Below are 14,503 nucleotides of genomic sequence, written 5' to 3' on the forward strand. Positions count from 1 at the left end.
GACCACCGGAAATCCGGTGGTCTTTGCATATCAATGTGTAGAGTTTCGAGGAATATTTTCTTCAAGTATTGTAACAGCAAGTTGAACAGACAGGCGTGATGTCTTAACGACGCCTTCCTTGGCAAGCTCGCTTATCACGCCACTGACCGCTTCGCGGTTAGCACCGAGCATATTGGCAATCTCTTGATGGGAAAGAGGCAGGTCGATCAGAGCATATCCGTTTTAAATGACGCCGAATTTGTCGCTCAGTGTGGAAAGGAGATGGAGAACGCGTTTTCTAAGACCATACCAACCGACGACCAAAAAACGTTGCAGCTTTACATGGAACAATGACCCTAAGATTCGAATTGCTTCGCAGAAAATGAAAACGAAAAATCGGGAGATTACCTCGCGGAAAAGACCACTTTCGTTGGAGCAACGAATTAAAGAACTGAATCAATACCTGACTGGATGGTGTGGTTACTTTGCTTTAGCGGATACACCATCCATCTTTCAAGGACTAGACGAGTGGATACGGAGACGTCTGCGAATGTGTCTCTGGAAACAATGGAAGAAACCTAAAACCAAAGTAAAAAGGCTTCTATCTTTAGGAGTTCCTAAAGATAAAGCCTTCGAATGGGGAAATACCCGAAAGGGATATTGGCGTGTAGCTTGTAGTCCAATTCTTCACAGATCACTGGATAACCAATACTGGAAAACCAATGGATTGAAGAATTTATCAGATAGATACAAATTCTTACGGAATATTTCGTGAACCGCCGTATACCGAACGGTATATACGGTGGTGTGAGAGGTCGGGAGTTAATCTCTCCCTCCTACTCGATTATCTTCGACTATAGCGATGGTCACAAATGGCATTAGACACGGCTAGACAGTTACTTTCTTTGCCAGACGCGCTGCCGCTTCATGAGCCTCATTTTTTGCTTTATCCAACACGTCCGCTTTGTCAAGCTTGCTTGTACCTTGAGCTCGGATAATTTGGTAATCCTCTATGCCGAGGAAGTTAAACATAGATTTGAGGTACTTGTGTGAGAATTCGTTATCTGTATACCAATCGTTATTCGTGTAGATAGCGCCACTTCCTTGAATCACGAGTAGACTACGTCCGTCAGTTAGTAAACCTACTCCGTTTCCATTTTTTGTATATTTGAAGGTTTCACGGGCAATCATGATGTTATCCATGTAATCCTTAAGCCGGGAGGGAATATTGAAGTTGTGAAGCGGCATGATGATCACGTATTTTTTCGCGCTCTTGAATTGGTGCAAAATTTCGTTCATTTTGCTGGTAACGCGGTTCTCTTCGTTCGTCAACTCTCCACCCGATTCAAATTTCTCCCAAGCGCTCAGAACGGTGCTGTTTATTTCCGGAATTTCTTCACCATAAAGATCAATTTGCTCAATCAATTCGTTCGGATTCATCTTGCGGTAGTTCTCAATAAAATATTTGCCGACTTCAAGACTAACTGAATCAGGGGCATCAACATTGGCATGCGCATTGATAACAAGTAATTTTTCCATTTTTCCACTCCTAAATTTGTTTAAATGGCGACATGATTATTCGCCGATAAATTTCAACTCCAATATACTGCAATGCATGTACCAAGTCTTAGAATGCAAACCTTCAATTAAGTTACGGCTTTCATTAGAAAACCTGATTAAGGTTTGGATCAACGGCCAAACAAAGTGTTCAAAGTTACTGTAATAGGGCAGATAGAGCCAGACTGTTGCAAACCGGAATTGAAGATGGTCACGGATTTTAAATTGTTTCCTTTAGGCCTAGCTGTTGAGCTACGGGAGCGCTAATCTGTGATACCTGTTTCCGTTTTATTGCAATCAATAACATACCGGCAATCGTCATGAGTCCCCCGAGCATCTGCGACATCTCCAAAGCATGCCCCAAGATAACTGAAATAATTGCTGTAAAGACAGGAATCAGATTCATCGTTATGCCGGCCTTGCTCGCACCTAGTATCTTAACTCCTTGATTCCAAAAGATAAACGAACCGACTGACGGGAACACTCCCATGTATATAACCCCTACGATCCCCAAAGAAGTGATTTTGTCGGAGTGAATCGGCTGGAAAAATAAAAAAGGAATCATCAGAATAGCACCGACCAGCGCAATCATCGCAACCAATGTCACAGGCGGAATACCTTTTGCTTTTTTTAAAAGCAATGAATAAGCAGTCCAACATAAGACGGCCAATAGCATGATCGCATCGCCCTCGTTATACTGAGTATGAAACAACTGCAGCAGGTTGCCTTTCGTCAACACAATCAGAACACCAATAAACGAGGTGATTAATCCAATGAACTGAAAGGCACTTACTTTTTCTCTCAGGAAAATCAACGAAAAGAGCATAATCAAGCCAGGCGCAAGGGTAGTAAATAGAGCGCTGTTCGTCGCAGATGTGAACTGCAATGAAGCATACGAGAGATAAGTGTAGAGCACAATGGATAAAGTAGCTAGCAAAATGATCAACACCCAGTTATTCCTCCATATTTGATTCCATGAAGGCTTCTCAATAAATTGGGCAATGGGAATAAGAAGAATCAGTGCGACGACCCACCTTAGAAAGACTGTCCATTCAGCAGGTAATTCAGCTACAATCAATTTTCCAAAAATGATATTACCGGCCCAAAACAGATTAGCCCCGATCAGAAATGTCCATGCCTTATATTTCACCATATTTTTCACCTTCACTTTTTTTGTTTTGCAGATTAACTTGCCTTCGAGAAGTGGAACGTACACGAATCAATGGGCTATCGCTATTGCCCATCAGAATCTGGAGTCCCGAACGAACAATGACTCTGCACTATTTACTTCGAACTATAAGTGAAGAATATCAGTACACTCAATATAACGCTTATTGACGAATTGACGTTCACAGCTTCATCATGTCTATTTTCGGGAATTGGCCGAGCTAGCGCGGATATCCTTATTTATATAAAATGGGATATCATGTTATTAAAGAAAGAGACCGTCATTGAGACAGCCTCAAGGTTAAGTTTATTTAAAAACTTTTATACGTTCTTGTACCGGATTAAATTTCTTTTCACCTGCTGCGGCAGACGGTTTACCGAACGGCATTTGGGCAATCAGTTTCCAGCTTTCCGGCAACTTCCATTCTGCTTTTACCCGTTCATCAATCAATGGATTGTAATGCTGTAGGTTTACACCCAGCCCTTCAGCCTCCAGCGCCATCCAGATCACCAATTGGTGCATTCCATTTGTTTGCTGTGACCAAATCGGGAAGTGTTCTTGATAAGATGGATATTGTTTCATAAAACTATCAATAATTGACTGATCTTCAAAGAAAAGCACTGTACCGTATCCGTTCCGAAATCCGTTCATTTTTTCCTGAGTAGAAGAAAATTGTTCGGCAGGAATGTCTGCTTTGAGAATTTCGGTCGTAATATCCCATAACTTGTTATGTTGTTCACCCAAGAGCAGAACAACGCGGGTAGTTTGATTGTTAAACGCCGATGGTGTATGTTTAACGGTTTCCTCGATTATTTCTTGGATACTTTGATCCGAAATTGGTGATTCTTTGCTAATTCCATAAATGGAGCGCCGTTCGCGTAGTGCAGTGAATAAATCTTTCTCCAAGGTTTCCATGATACATCTCCTTACCATATTTTTCGATTTTCATCGACTGAATCCGGTGGCGATTTCCGAAGTGGAAGAGTGGAACCAGAAAGTATCGATTGATGTGAAGTCGCAAGTTTGAAAAGTTGGACATTTTGTACCAGAAGCGCATGAAGAAGCTGAACCTCAAATCAAATGAAGGGAACGAAGAACAATTACCAAATTGAACGAAACGAAACTGCTCGCCGAACCAGGCTCGCAAATGACAACTACCCTGCGAACATGGAAGCACATTTCCTTGTGCCTCTGAGGGCGGTGACCACTCCGGCCACCTCGTGGCCGGGGATCGACGGCGTTCGGTCCCGCCCGAGGTGATCGGTCCAGGTCGAGGGCCACGTCAGCTCATCCCAGGTGAATCCCGATGCATGAACCTGAACAACGACATCGCCGTAGCTCGCGCCCGAAAGGCTGGCGAGTCTCGCCACGTCCGGTTTCGGTCGCTCCACCAGCTTCATCCCGGCAGTTCCCGCGGCCTCGTCCGTCACCACAATCGCTTTCATTTGGACACTCCCTGTATAGTCTTCGCCTGTTCCTCCAAGGTTTCCATGATGCCTCTCCTTACCATATTTTTCGATTTTCAATCTTCCATGTTCCTGTGTTCACGGGACATAAATTTATTATAACCATTACAAAAAAAAAGTTATGTGAAGTAAATTACATACTTGAATTGATCTTAGTGTGCAAGTGAAACTTAGTTTTAATTTAATTAGGGAACAGGAGCGATTAAAACAATACGTCACATGGTTTTTCGCTGTCAAGGGCTGCACGACGGCGCCGGATCATCGAGTTATTGGCAACTCACGCTACGGAAATTTACGGACATTTTCAGATCAGCGCTCCTGCGGTGTCGCAGCATCTCAAGGTGCTGCTCGAGGCGAACGTCGTCACGATGGAGAAGCAGGCGAAGCAGCGCATCTATCGACTAAATCCGGTGGTGATTTCCGAAGTGGAAGAGTGGACCAGAAGGTATCGATTGATGTGGAGCCGCAAGTTTGAAAAGTTGGACATGTAGAATGACGGAGTCTCCGTAGTAGTCCGAGGGCGGGAAAGCCGGTCACACGGCGAAGGGAGACAATTTAGGTGGTTTGCTTGGCTCATTAACTGACCATAGTGAGGTGAAGACCTTTGATAATCAGTGAAATGCAAAGCAAACTGGCGACATGGTCAACAGAAAGCAAAGAACGAAAATTTGACCGACTTCTACGACTTATTGCTACGCTTTTTTCCGTAGCCGCCGCCAGTACCCATCCAACGGCCTGACTGAACGACGTACAGATCAATGCTCGCCGACCTTGATCAGTCGAAATTTTTTGTGATTCCACTCCTTGTATAAAAAAAGAGTTTTTTCCATAAAATAGCATGTCCCTATAAAGAACATTTTGGATACTTTATCTAGAAAGGATTTATTCGCAATGAAAACAGAATTTAAAAACCTCGATCAATTATTAAAATTATCCGGACAATCGAGTGACTTTAAGAAAACAGTGATTTTACTTGGTAAACAAGAAGTGAGTATTTTCTATTATAGTACCTTAATCGATGCGAAGTGGATGCAGCAACATTTGATTCTTGTGTTGCAAAATCGCTCATTGGATTCCGAAATCAAGGAAATTGAGGAGATTAAGGACTGGATTCCCATTAATGATATAGAGATTACCGACGATTTAACAAATATTCAATTCAAACTGCTGAAAGGTTATGCGATCGTTCAACTTCATGAAAACGATCAAAAGTGTGCATTGGTTAATTTAGCCGACAATCATGGATTACGAGAAAACAATGATACAGAAAACGAGTTTAGCGTCGTCGGCCCTAAAGTCGGTTTCGTAGAGGACCTGGATACAAACATCGGTTTGCTAAGAACACAAATCAATATCCCAAACTTGATTATAAAAGAAATCATCGTTGGTACAACTTCAAAAACAAAAGTCGCAATAATTTATATCGATGGGTTGACAAATGAACAGTATATTCAAACTGTTGAGCAAAGGCTTACTGATATTGATATCGATTTCGTGTTTGATTCGTCCTTACTGGACCAAATGATGTCAGACAATTCTTTGACACCATTTCCATTGTTTGTATCCACGGAACGCAGGGACCGAGTGGTGTATTCACTTATTAGCGGGCAAGTCGCGGTCATTAGCGACGGATCACCTTATATTATTACGGGACCCTCTACATTGTTTGATTTTTTTATTTCCGCGGAAGATTATTATTTGCCATGGATATTAGGTTCTTTTTTTCGATTGATTCGAATCTTTGGTGTCATTTTTTCGCTGTTTACCACGTCAATGTATGTTGCGATAACCACATATCATTATGAAGTCATTCCAAAAGATTTGCTTAGTCCCCTTATTTTTTCCAGACAAAACGTTCCATTTCCTCCCTTCTTTGAAGTGCTTTTTTTAGAAATAACAATTGAATTTCTTCGGGAAGCAGGGGCCAGATTACCAACAAAAATTGGACAAACCTTAGGTATTGTCGGAGGAATTGTTATCGGTCAAGCTGCGGTCGCTGCAGCTTTAACAAGTAATATTTTACTAATTCTTGTCGCGCTATCGGCTTTAGCCTCATTTACGACACCGATATATAAGATGTCAAATACGATACGATTTTTACGCTTTCCTTTCATCATTCTGTCAGCGATATGGGGGGAAATTGGCTTATTTATCGGGGTGGGTTTTCTGTTCATCCATATTACTCGTATAAAATCATTAGGCTCTCCTTACGCTGTTCCGATTTTTCCTTTTAGGATTATGTCTTTTAAAGACAGTTTTATACGTTCATCTTTTCAAATTCTGAATAAAAGACCTCAACATTTAAGACCAAAATCTTCAGTTAAGTATTCGCCTAAACCAGTTAAACAGAAAAATGAATTAGATGAAGAATAAATTATGGAAAGAAGGCCATTATGTATAGGAGGAAAATTTTTCTGGTTATCATTTTGTTTACTGTTTTATCGGCTTGTGTCGATCCCAAAATTGTGAATAAGATTTGTCTTGTCCATACAATTAGCTTTGATACCGTTGCGAATGGCATAAAAAGCGCTGTTCTAATTTCTCACTTTAAAGAAAAGGGAAGAACAGAACTAGAAGTTTTACATACGGAATCCAACTCTAATATTGGCGCTCTGCCACTACTAAATACGCGGACAAATGATCCCCTTGAAAGGGGACAGCTAAGGATGGTGTTATTCGGAAAAACGCGTGCAGAAAAAGGGACTGGGACTATAATCCATCATTTTCTCCGCGATCCTAAAATTTCATCGCGGCTTCAGCTTGGAGTCGTAGATCGGGACGCTTCGGAACTGTTGGAAATCACCAAAAAAAACCATGAACCTTTTTTTTTATCGGATATGATTGAGCAAAACATGAGAAACGGAAATTTACCGTTGATGAACCTTCATGTATCCTCGCTTAATTATTATGGTGAAGGACGAGACATGTTTTTACCGTATTTTAAAATAGACAACGGAGAAGTAATAATCGATGGTCTGGCTTTATTTAGAAGTGATAAAGAGATAACCGAAATTAGCATGAAGGACGCTTTCTTATTAAAAATGCTTATTCAGAATTCGAAGAATGGAAACTACAAGGTTCCAGTTGCAGGAAAGGCATCAAACAAACAGGGTGATGAAGATTTTATTTTATTGAGAAGCATGCATTCAAAGGCAAACTATATTGTGAACAAAGTTAATCCAATCCCTTCTATTTCAATTCGGTTGAAATTGGTGACGGAACTTCAGAATGTCCCGGATTGGGTGGATTTGAGATCAGAAGAGCAGCTTACACAGCTTGAAAAAACGATGGGTTCTTATTTTAAAAAAGAAATTGAAAAATTCCTGTCACTATTGAAGGAAAATAAGGTTGATCCAGTCGGCTTGGGCAACTTAGTAAGAAGTCGGTCTAAGGAATGGAGTGCCCAAGATTTTGAAAAAATTTATCAAGTAATAAAAACAACAGTAAGTGTACAGGTTAAAATTGCCAATACTGGCAGTAGTTGAACGGTGTCTGGAAGTACAGTTTAGTGAGGTGTTTTGTATATGAAAAATCCCGTTGACGAAAAATACTTAATATCTCCCTTCTTAATTGTACCTCTTATGTATGTCAGTATGGTCGGGGTCGGAGTTCTGAATTTCCAACGAGAAGTTGCCGAACATGCAGGATATAATGCTTACATTTCTGTTGTTTTAGTAGGGTTTAGCATTCATTTAATCTTATGGATGATATATAGAATTTTACGTTCTAATCAAGAAGGTCTAGATGTAACTACAATCAATACTACATGTTTCGGGAAAATTGCAGGGAACATAATCAATTTCGCAATCGTTCTTTATTTTTTTTTTGGAGCTTTTATTGAATTCAAAGGCTATATTGAAGTTATTCAAGTCTGGGTGTTTCCCTCAATAAAAATTTTACCCATAAGCACCATTTTGGTGTTGTTTATATACTATACCGTATCCGGCGGGTTTCGGTCCGTTACCGGACTAAGTTTTTTGGGATTACTAATTTCATTTATTTTCATTTTTCCAGAGAATTTGTTAGTTTTGCCGTATACAGATCCGTTAAACTTGATGCCTCTTTTTAACCATTCAATAACCGACATACTACTCTCTTCTAAAAGCATGCTATATCAATTCATGGGATTTGAAGCTCTTCTGCTCTTTTACCCATTCATTAAATCACGGAAAAATCTCAAAAATGGGCACATTTGACGGTTTTTTTTGTTACATTACTGTATTTGATGATAATAATCATAACGTTTATGTATTTTAGTGAAGGGCAACTGCGCGAAATCTTTTGGCCGACGCTTAATATGCTCAAGATTATTGAGGGACCTGTGTTCCAGAGAATAGAATATCTGGCCATTTCAATATGGTTGATAAAAATAATAGCAGGCATATCTTTAAGCTTATGGGCGGCATGCCGTGGAATGAAAAACGTTTTTCAGATCAAACCGCGTGCGAGCTTGCTTGCTCTTCTGGTCGGAATTCTGATATTAGAGTATTTTTTGAAGGACCGTAGCATATTTCGATGGATTTCCGAGTTTTATTCAGACGTCGGACTTTATTTTATTTATGGATATATCCCGATTATGTACGTAGTCACGCAGGTAAGGAAAAATTGGAATAAAGGGTAGTAGTAGCACAGCTGATACCACTCGCAAACGAATGGATTATAATGCAGCCAGGTTATTTAGTAAATAGTCACAAACGGGGCAAGGCTGCTGATCATCCTTTGAACTGTACCCGTAAGATGGACACTTTGAAAAAAGTGCCCCTCTTGCGGGTCATTTGTGTGGCTTTTAAAGTCGCTGCAGTACGGGCGTATCTCACTGGTCAACCGCTGATGGAGATCTTCTTGGAGGCAGGCTTTCATCTAGATGCCATTGGACATGACAAACCAAAGAAGAGTCTGTTGCGTTGGCGTCAGGTATTCACCGCTCGAGGTGAGGAAGGGCTGCTTGAAGTGGAGTTACCGAATGGGAGAAGGGTGCTCTTAGGAAGGCTTTTAACAACCAAATCGTAAGAGTGGTCAATCATTGCAAAGATTTCCGACTCTGGCAAAGAACCCGAGAATAATCGTATTCCAGTGCTGTTTGTTCAGATGATACCCCGGTCGAACGTCTTCATGCTGCTCTCTCAAGTTTTCCGCAACCACCGGGTCGCATTTTAGGTTCAAGTACCCTTTTTCCTCATAAAAAAGAGCGAATATTTTACCTGCAATTTTTATCGCGAGTGGATCGGTTCCCAAGGGATAATCCTTAATCGCTCCTTTTTTGTTTAGACAGTATTCGATGAAATTATTTTTCAAACCAGCTCACCTCCTTCGTAAATGACATCGTATAGTCCACGCCGTTTGTCTAAACCGTCGGCAAGCATCTTCAGTTTCATTACATTCTAAAACGAACGTTCGCAATCTTCAAATAGAATCCGTTAATTAAGCGAAAAGCTGCCCGATTCTGCCGGCAGACCTGGTTGAGTTTTACCTTTTATCAAAGTGATTGGATGCATTATGCCAAGAACCTTCCCGTGATCGACTGCTCCACATGGATGATCTGCGAAGGCGTGCCCCTCGAACACCACCTGTCGACCCTTGCTGCCTCCGTCCGGTCCCATATCGATGATCCAGCAAAGACCACCGGAACTCCGGTGATCTTTGCATATCAATGTGTAGAGTTTCGAGGAATATTTTCTTCAAGTATTGTAACAGCAAGTTGAACAGACAGGCGTGATGTCTTAACGACGCCCTCCTTGGCAAGCTCGCTCATCACGCTACTGACCGCTTCGCGGCTAGCACCGAGCATATTGGCAATCTCTTGATGGGAAAGTGGCAGATCGATCAGGGCATATCCGTCTTGAATGACGCCGAATTTGGCGCTCAGTGTGGAAAGGAGATGGAGCACGCGTTTTCTAAGACCATGAAGCGCAAGCTGTTCCAATTGATCCTCCCGTTCCTTTAACCGGTCACTGAGTGTTTTAAGAAATTTGAGCGCGAGCTGAGGCCGATTGATCATCAGCCGTTCGAACTGAGGCTCGGACATGGTGCAAAGAAGCGACGATTCCATCGTTTCAATATAAACCCCCCTGGTTCCGAACGAGAATGAATTTAACTCTCCGAATATATTTCCTCTTGTAAGAATGCCAAGCGTGAACTGTTTTCCGCTGTCGTTCAGTTTATAGAGTCTAAGCTTGCCCTCCTTGACGAAATAGAGTCCCTCGCGCGTGGACTCCGGGGTTTGGACCAATGTGTTTTTTGTGATCCAATTGAAATGATGGATAGTATCTAGCTGATCGATCTCTCTAATTTCTTCTCGTGACATTTCTTCAAAAATACTTATTTGCGATAAATACCAAAGCTTGTTCATCGGATATATCGGTCCTCCAAAATAATGGTGGCAAAGTCATTGGCGTTCGTTGCAATAACATTATTGCAACGAACGGACTATTTTTAAGGCTTCGGACGGTTCCATCCGCGTTCTATGGTTTAAATCTGAAGCACCTGCTATGACGGTTCCTTTTTTATCGATAATATATGTGGCTGTGACAGGAAGCTCAAAAGTATGGTCACCGTTATATTGATGTAGCTCAATACCAGATCTTTTCTGAATGGCTTGCATAAAGTCAGGCAGCTTATATTTAAGATTGTAGTTTTCCGCAGTTTTGTTGTTCGAATCGCTAAGGACGAAGAAGCTCAGTTCATGTCTTTCTTTCATGGAAAGAGAATGATCCGGTGTTTGCGGGCTAATGGCAATCAATTGAGCACCGGCAGCTTTAATCTCATTCATGATGCGCTCATAGGCCTTCAATTGCAAATTGCAGTACGGACACCATTCACCCCGATAGAACACAATGATGACGGGGCCCTTGGCTAGTTCTTCAGATAATGTGACGGGTTTGCCCGTAGCATCTTCCAGGGTAAAATCGGGAGCCTTATCTCCGATATTCAGTCCTTTGCCTGCACCTTGATCTCGAAGGTCTTGAATCAATCTGGCAAATGTCGCCGCGGCATCTGGCGACATATTACGGTTTTGAGCCTGGAGTGCATCAAATTCATCTTTTAAGCTTCTTTCCCATCTAGAAATACTGTCCTGGACCATAAGCGAAAGCGATTTTTGGATTGGCGGAAATTCAAATCCTAAAGATGATGCTCTGGCATTCAATATCTTCCAAGTATAAGGAAACATGGCGTAGGGGGATAAAGTTTGTTCTTCATGTCGGCCTACATGAAACAGCGGGGTCGTATTCAAGTAATCCCCTATCTCATAACAGACTTCTTGGATGCTTAAGTAACCGCTATTCGCTGCATTGATTGGTCCGACAAAATCAGATTTGGCTCCGATAAAATTAAGAAATTCGGCCGCATCCCACGCTGTCACATAAGTAATAGGTTGCTCGGATTCCAACACGCCAATCGATTTATGTTCAGCAACATGCCTCACATAGTAATCAAAACGGCCTGTATAATCGTCGGTTCCCGATATGACCATGGCTACGCGAACCGCAACGACGGGAAATACCGCATTCCGGAAGAAATAGGCTTCGGCTTGACGTTTTCCTTCGGCATAATCATATTTCTGAGCGTCTAAATCATAGCTGTATTGTTCCGGCATGAAATCGTCTTCGGTAATTTCGGTATCTTTACTGTTATAAACCGCCATACTTGAGGTTAATACATACCGCTTAACGCGGTTTCCAAACACTTCCAGGGCAATTTTGGCATCTTGAGGATTAAAGCAGATTTGATCGTAGACGACATCATAATAACAATTCCCGAACGCTTCCATCATGGCATCTTGATTCGTCCGGTCCACCTTTATTCGGGTCACGGCGTCGCCAAAATCATCCGGTGTCTGACCTCTTGTTGCAATGGTCACATCGTGGCGGTCCCCGAGTAATAAATGGACTAACCGGCGACCGAAAAACGCTGTTCCTCCTAAAACGAGTATCTTCATCCATATTCTCCTTTCACGTTTGCATTCTTATTTTTTAATTAGAGAATTTTCTCCCGCCAGGAAAAAGATGCGGTTAATTGATAACCCATTGTTCATGGCAGGCTCCCTGATTCTTGCAGATTAACATGCCGGCCGAATCGGTGTCAGTAATCTACTTTACATTGTTCTTTCGTATTTCGTATTTCAAACTATGATGGAGAACTGTAATCTACTTCACTGAACTCCGCTTTAATTTGAATTTATAATCAAGCTATCCATTCGATATTGGAGGTTTCAGAACGATGAGCAACCAAAATTTAACCGAACAGCTGGAAACGGCCACTCAGCAGTTTAAGGCCAATTCACCGATTGAAGCGCAGATCAGGATCGGTCAAATGATTGAGGAACTTCAGAAATCAGGGATCGCTTCCGGGAAGCAACCAGGCGAAAAGGCGGTGGATTTTAAATTAACAAACGCACTAGGCCGGGATGTAATTTTATTTGAAGAGCTCGCGAAAGTGAATCTAAAGGTTGGTAGGAAGAAGTGGAGCGATTTTATAAAATAGTCGAACAATTGGATCAAGCCATCTTGCAATTTATACCGGAGCAAAGCATTGTCGAAAAGCTTGTTCATGGACCGTTAGCGGACGCGACCAGCCATATCGGCCAATTGACGCTGCTTCGCAGATTGTCAGGAAGTCCGGTTGCGTACATCAATTATTCGCAAACAACGATTTATGGGTGGATGGCTATTGCAGACGGACATAGATTCCTGTGTTGGCTCTCAAGCAGCGTATACGGCTTGAAGAGGTCAATGCCTGGGCGGAGCGAGTGGCTGAAGCGGATTAATGAGGCAGATGCAGGCGGCTATCGACCGCGTAATGGGCGTGATTGACTCCGGAGAGATTGCCCCTTATTGGGCAAAGTAATGATAGAGGACTGGTATGGCGAATGCCATCCGGTCCTCAGTAAAAAGAAAGCAATAAAATCATCATCCAATTAAAGAGAGGTCGTTCTCTATGAAAAAAATGTTATGGGTCATCTTCATGATGTCCACCGGAACTTCCTTTACGGCGCCTTTATTTCCGTTGTATCAGGAGCAGTACCGATTAAGCAGTCTGCAAATCACCATTTTATTCGCTATGTATGCGATCTTCCTGCTGCCCACTTTGCTCATTATCGGCTCCAGAGGAAGCGGTTGGGGGCTGAAGCGGGTTCTTCGCATCAGCATCCTGTTGTCGATCCTGGCCACGCTTCTCTTTATGGCAAGCCATCAGGCCTGGCTCGTTTACGGGGCGAGAATGCTGGAAGGAATCGCTTATGGAAGCTTTACGGGCACCGCAGTCGCGTTCTTGTTGAAGCATACGTCCAAAGAGAAAGCGGGCAAGGCGATTCTGTTATCGGGTATGGCCGTTTCCGTTGGTTTCGGTCTAGGACCTGCCTTGGCCGGTTTGATCATCGAGTATCTGCATCTGATGCCGCTGCGCGCACCGTTTTGGCTTTTGACCGTTCTGTTGCTGAGCGCTTGGGTCAGTCTGGAAACGTTGCAGGACGAGGATTTTCAAGCTCGGAAGGAACGCCGTCGAGCGACATCGATCTCGCTCGGGGTGTCTAACGACATTAAGCCTCATTTCTGGTCGTTTAGTGCGCTACCCGTTTTCACGCTTTTTACCTTGAACGGAACCGTTCTCTCCTTGATTCCTTCGTTCGTGAAAAACGTGATTCACACTTCCAACCTTGCCGTGTCCGGTCTCCTGATTCTACTACTTATGGGGGGCGGCACGATGATGCAAATGCTGCCTTGGTTCAAACAGCCGGTCGTACGCCTTCGGATCGGTATCGCTTTATTGGCTTGCGGAGCCTGGCTTGTCGTTCTCTCCGGGACGTCGGGAAGCATAAGCCTAATGTGGATCGGGGTGCTCGTTCAGGCGCTGGGCAGCGGTTGGACGTTCCAGATTAGCTTGCGACTGGCGGGCGAGCTTCCGAATGCATCGGAGCGGCCGAAGGTGATAACGACTTATTACTTTGCGGGTTACATCGGATTTATTGTTCCCATCGTGGGAGTCGGTCTCCTAAGCTACTTATTTGACTTGTACGTGTCTCTGATCGTCCTGAATGTTCTCGCTTCCCTGGTGGTTCTCTACATATTGGGTTATTCCGTAAGGTTTGCTCGGTACTATTCCACCAGAAACGGAACGCAAGCTCAGGCGGAAGGTCTTACATCCAAGGTGGGTTCGCAGGCCTTGCCATCCTGACGTATGAGGCTAATTCGTCGGGAACGTTCGAAGGAAGATGAAAGAGTAGTTATGATCAAGCTTACAACACAGGTACAGCATTGAAGGGAAAGGCGTTATGTATTCCCTTATCACTACTCTCAGCCAGCGGCATGTCGACAGATGAACTGAGGACATTGAACGA

General features: G+C 42.9%; 15 protein-coding genes and 3 pseudogenes. 10 read left to right on the top strand and 8 right to left on the bottom strand.

Going from position 1 to position 14,503, the window contains the following annotated elements; translation table 11 throughout:
- Nucleotides 1-30 precede the first annotated feature (30 nt).
- Nucleotides 31-210 (bottom strand): helix-turn-helix domain-containing protein, encoded by a 180-nt coding sequence (locus ACBP55_RS04905; protein ID WP_464653228.1) that lies wholly within the window; start codon nt 208-210, stop codon nt 31-33.
- A gap of 37 nt (nt 211-247) precedes the next feature.
- Between ACBP55_RS04905 and ACBP55_RS04910 the strand changes: the two are divergent.
- A pseudogene (locus ACBP55_RS04910) lies at nt 248-754 on the top strand (group II intron maturase-specific domain-containing protein); the annotation flags it as partial.
- 113 nt (nt 755-867) lie between these two features.
- Here ACBP55_RS04910 and ACBP55_RS04915 read toward each other — a convergent pair.
- The 4 genes from ACBP55_RS04915 to ACBP55_RS04930 all read right to left on the bottom strand — a co-directional run bounded on the left by ACBP55_RS04915 (nt 868) and on the right by ACBP55_RS04930 (nt 4,149).
- Entirely contained in the window at nt 868-1,518 is a 651-nt protein-coding gene (locus tag ACBP55_RS04915; protein WP_464650167.1) for an FMN-dependent NADH-azoreductase, read from the bottom strand.
- 238 nt (nt 1,519-1,756) lie between these two features.
- The gene (locus ACBP55_RS04920) at nt 1,757-2,689 is read right to left on the bottom strand and encodes a DMT family transporter (RefSeq protein ID WP_464650168.1); all 933 of its coding nucleotides are present in this window, start codon (nt 2,687-2,689) and stop codon (nt 1,757-1,759) included.
- A 321-nt stretch (nt 2,690-3,010) separates the two neighbouring features.
- On the bottom strand, nt 3,011-3,610 hold the full coding sequence (locus ACBP55_RS04925) for a nitroreductase family protein (RefSeq protein WP_464653229.1): 600 nt from the start codon (nt 3,608-3,610) through the stop codon (nt 3,011-3,013).
- Between the two features lie 248 nt (nt 3,611-3,858).
- The gene (locus tag ACBP55_RS04930) at nt 3,859-4,149 is read right to left on the bottom strand and encodes an alcohol dehydrogenase catalytic domain-containing protein (RefSeq protein WP_464650169.1); all 291 of its coding nucleotides are present in this window, start codon (nt 4,147-4,149) and stop codon (nt 3,859-3,861) included.
- 281 nt (nt 4,150-4,430) lie between these two features.
- Here ACBP55_RS04930 and ACBP55_RS04935 point away from each other — a divergent pair, with 281 nt between their 5' ends.
- The 5 genes and pseudogenes from ACBP55_RS04935 to ACBP55_RS04955 all read left to right on the top strand — a co-directional run bounded on the left by ACBP55_RS04935 (nt 4,431) and on the right by ACBP55_RS04955 (nt 9,180).
- Nucleotides 4,431-4,661 carry an ArsR/SmtB family transcription factor gene (locus ACBP55_RS04935; RefSeq protein ID WP_464653230.1) on the top strand — a complete coding sequence of 77 codons (231 nt, stop codon included), beginning with the start codon at nt 4,431-4,433 and terminating at the stop codon, nt 4,659-4,661.
- A 400-nt stretch (nt 4,662-5,061) separates the two neighbouring features.
- Entirely contained in the window at nt 5,062-6,543 is a 1,482-nt protein-coding gene (locus ACBP55_RS04940) for a spore germination protein (RefSeq protein WP_464650171.1), read from the top strand.
- A 20-nt stretch (nt 6,544-6,563) separates the two neighbouring features.
- Nucleotides 6,564-7,655, top strand: a complete 1,092-nt coding sequence (locus tag ACBP55_RS04945; RefSeq protein WP_464650173.1) for a Ger(x)C family spore germination protein — start codon at nt 6,564-6,566, stop codon at nt 7,653-7,655.
- A 108-nt stretch (nt 7,656-7,763) separates the two neighbouring features.
- Nucleotides 7,764-8,791, top strand: a pseudogene (locus ACBP55_RS04950) (GerAB/ArcD/ProY family transporter).
- Nucleotides 8,792-8,949: 158 nt separating this feature from the next.
- Nucleotides 8,950-9,180 (top strand): hypothetical protein, encoded by a 231-nt coding sequence (locus ACBP55_RS04955; RefSeq protein ID WP_464653587.1) that lies wholly within the window; start codon nt 8,950-8,952, stop codon nt 9,178-9,180.
- Here the strand turns inward: ACBP55_RS04955 and ACBP55_RS04960 are convergent.
- From ACBP55_RS04960 to ACBP55_RS04970, 3 genes and pseudogenes are all read right to left on the bottom strand, one after another.
- Nucleotides 9,081-9,465: pseudogene (locus ACBP55_RS04960) on the bottom strand (MmcQ/YjbR family DNA-binding protein). The gene ACBP55_RS04955 and the pseudogene ACBP55_RS04960 overlap by 100 nt on opposite strands.
- Before the next feature lie 352 nt (nt 9,466-9,817).
- Nucleotides 9,818-10,519: a Crp/Fnr family transcriptional regulator gene (locus ACBP55_RS04965; RefSeq protein ID WP_464650174.1), complete on the bottom strand. Its 702-nt coding sequence runs from the start codon at nt 10,517-10,519 to the stop codon at nt 9,818-9,820.
- Nucleotides 10,520-10,579: 60 nt separating this feature from the next.
- A complete protein-coding gene (locus ACBP55_RS04970) occupies nt 10,580-12,106 on the bottom strand; it encodes a redoxin domain-containing protein (RefSeq protein WP_464650176.1) in 1,527 nt (508 codons plus the stop codon).
- Nucleotides 12,107-12,387: 281 nt separating this feature from the next.
- Here ACBP55_RS04970 and ACBP55_RS04975 point away from each other — a divergent pair, with 281 nt between their 5' ends.
- From ACBP55_RS04975 to ACBP55_RS04990, 4 genes are all read left to right on the top strand, one after another.
- Entirely contained in the window at nt 12,388-12,651 is a 264-nt protein-coding gene (locus tag ACBP55_RS04975; RefSeq protein ID WP_464650178.1) for a hypothetical protein, read from the top strand.
- A complete protein-coding gene (locus ACBP55_RS04980; RefSeq protein ID WP_464650180.1) occupies nt 12,630-12,980 on the top strand; it encodes a hypothetical protein in 351 nt (116 codons plus the stop codon). The genes ACBP55_RS04975 and ACBP55_RS04980 overlap by 22 nt, the downstream gene beginning before the upstream one ends.
- A 124-nt stretch (nt 12,981-13,104) precedes the next feature.
- A complete protein-coding gene (locus ACBP55_RS04985; protein WP_464650182.1) occupies nt 13,105-14,340 on the top strand; it encodes an MFS transporter in 1,236 nt (411 codons plus the stop codon).
- A 3-nt stretch (nt 14,341-14,343) separates the two neighbouring features.
- Complete coding sequence (locus ACBP55_RS04990) at nt 14,344-14,424, top strand: hypothetical protein (protein WP_464653231.1); 81 nt, start codon at nt 14,344-14,346, stop codon at nt 14,422-14,424.
- Nucleotides 14,425-14,503 lie beyond the last annotated feature (79 nt).

It is taken from the genome of Paenibacillus sp. WG02, assembly GCF_055396115.1.